Source organism: Streptomyces calidiresistens, assembly GCF_014141525.1.
GTDB lineage: Bacteria > Actinomycetota > Actinomycetes > Streptomycetales > Streptomycetaceae > Streptomyces > Streptomyces calidiresistens.
This window is the reverse complement of record NZ_VKHS01000798.1, coordinates 1-2,394: the sequence shown is the minus strand read 5'-3', so window position 1 is coordinate 2,394 and position 2,394 is coordinate 1. Positions and strand designations below refer to the sequence as shown.

Annotated in this window: 1 protein-coding gene; it reads right to left on the bottom strand. The window is 76.6% G+C overall.

The genetic code is table 11. The features are described 5' to 3' along the window. Nucleotides 1-2,394 (bottom strand): SDR family NAD(P)-dependent oxidoreductase (locus tag FOE67_RS22875; RefSeq protein WP_182666734.1); only part of this gene is annotated, 2,394 nt, incomplete at both ends.

The window sequence follows — 2,394 nt, the reverse complement described above, 5'->3', positions numbered from 1 at the left end:
GCAGGTCGTCCATCCGTTCGCGCCAGTAGGCGGCGGCCCTGCGGTGGTCCTCGGTGTCGGCCCGCTCCCGCAGGGCGGCGACGCAGCGCTCGAAGGTGGTGGCGGGCAGCGGCAGTCGCGCGTCCGGGTTCTCGTAGAAGGTGCGCAGTTCGCGATCCCACACGAAGTAGCCGGCGGTGTCGCAGACCAGCACGTCGACGTTGACGAAGAGGCGGATCACCCCGTCCGGAAGGCGGGCGGCGCGGATGTCCACCAGGGGCCAGCGCCCCGGATGGGGTTCCCGGCGGACCATGGTCTCGCGGATGCGTTCCAGCGCGCGGTCGCGCTCCTCCGGGGTCCGGTCGGTCAGGTCGCGGACCCGGATGCGGTAGCGCGGGACCCGTTCCAGGACGCGGTTGCGACCCTCGGCGGTGATCACCGCGCGCAGCATGGGGTGGCGCGCGACGACCCGGTTCCACGCCTCCTCGTAGCGGGGGACGTCCAGGTCGGGGCAGTCGTACTCCAGGTGGAAGGAACAGGGAACGTTGCCCATCCGGTAACCGCCGGAGCCGCCGATCCAGTAGGCGTGCTGAACCCGGGTGAGGGGGAACTCCCCCGGGGTCCCCCCGGTGTCGGTGTCGTCCGGTCGGGACGACCCGGTCGGTTCCGGGGTCGGTTCCGGTGCCGCTTCCGCGCCGGGGGTCTCCAGCAACGGGGCGAGGGAGGCGATGGTGGGGCGGGCCAGCAGGTCCGTCAGGCGCAGCCGCACCCCGAGGTCGTCGCGCAGGCGCGCGAGCATCCGGGTGGCGAGCAGCGAGTGACCCCCGAGCGCGAAGAAGTCGGCGTCCGGGTCGGTGACGGGGAAGCCCAGGAGGTCCGACCAGAGTGCGGCGAGGACGCGCTCGGCCGGCTCGAATCCCCCGGCCGGTTCCTCGCCGGCGCTCCCCTCCCACCCGGGTTCCGGGAGTCCCCCCTGCGTGGCGACCACCGGTCCCCCGGCGGTGCGGAGGGAGAGGTCGACCGGGGAGACCGCGATCGAGGGCGGGGCGTCGCGCCGTGCCGCGAGGGCCAGGATCCGGTCCAGGCTCCGCATGCCGTCGGCCGCGCCGATCGAGTGGCGGGAGGCCACGACGCGTTCGGTGCCCCCGGGGCCGACCCGCCAGCCGTCCCAGGCAATGGCGATCCAGGCCGTGCGCCCGTCCTCCTCCGCGTGTTCCCGCTCGGCGAAGGCGTCCAGGAAGCGGTTGACCGCGGCGTACGGGGCCAGGCCCAGGCCACCGACGAAGGCGGTGGCCGAGGACATCAGCACCACGACCTCGGGGCGGCGGTCCCCGGGCAGGTCACGGACCGCCGAGCGCAGCGCCTCGGCGGCGGTCACCTTGGCCCGGGCGTGCGCCCGAACCGACTCCTCGTTCACCGACCGCAGGGGGGTGACCGCCTCGGAGGCGACCACGCCGGCGGCGTGGATCACCGGGCCGAGAGGGCCGTCCCGGTCCGTCAGTTCGCGCAGCAGGTCGGTCACGGCCCGCGCGTCGGCGGCGTCGACGGCGCGGACCTCGATGTCCGCGCCCTCGGAACGCAATCGACCCACGGTCCCCGCCCGGGCGGGGCCCGCGTCCCCGTCCAGCCCCGTGCGTCCGGTGACGACGACCCGCCGACCGGTGCGGGCCAGGTGCCCGGCGACGGTCAGGCCCACATCGCCCAGACCGCCGAGGATCACCGCGGTGGCGGCCGGGTCGCCGGCGCCCCGGGGCGCGGCGGCGTCCTCCGGTCGCCAGTGCTCCAGGGAACGCACCCAGCGGTGACGGCCGCGCAGCGCGACCTCCGTGCCCGAGGCGCCGCCGGCGGCCAGTTCGGCGGCCTCCCGGCACACGGCGGCGACGGCCCCGGGGTCCGCTTCGGCACCGGCGGGGAGCCCGCCGGGCAGGTCCACGGTGCGCCACCGCAGGCCGGGGAACTCCTGGGAGAGCACCCGGGGGACGGCGAGAGCGGCCGCGTCCGCCGGGGAGGGACGGTCCGCGCTCTCCACCTGCTGGGTTCCCGCCGCGAGGTGCAGCAGACAGGTGTCCCGTGCCCAGGGGGCCATCGCGGCGGCGACGGCCGCGCAGTCCAGGAGCGCGGCGGTCACCCCGTTCGCGGCGGCGTTCGCGGCGTTCGGGTCCTCCGTCGCGGGGCGGTGGCCGGGGTCCACGATCACCACCCCGTCACACGGTTCGGTGCCGGCGGTCGCGGTGACCACCTCGGCACCGGCCTCGGCGAACGCGGCCCGTATCGACTCCGCGCGGGGGCCGTCGCCGGCCACCAGCCAGCGACCGGTGGGGCGGTTCGGTGCCGGGGGCGGGGTGCGGTGCCACACCGGCAGGTGGAAGGGCTCGTGCTCATCGGGGGTCCTCCCGCCGGCCCCCGACCCGGGGG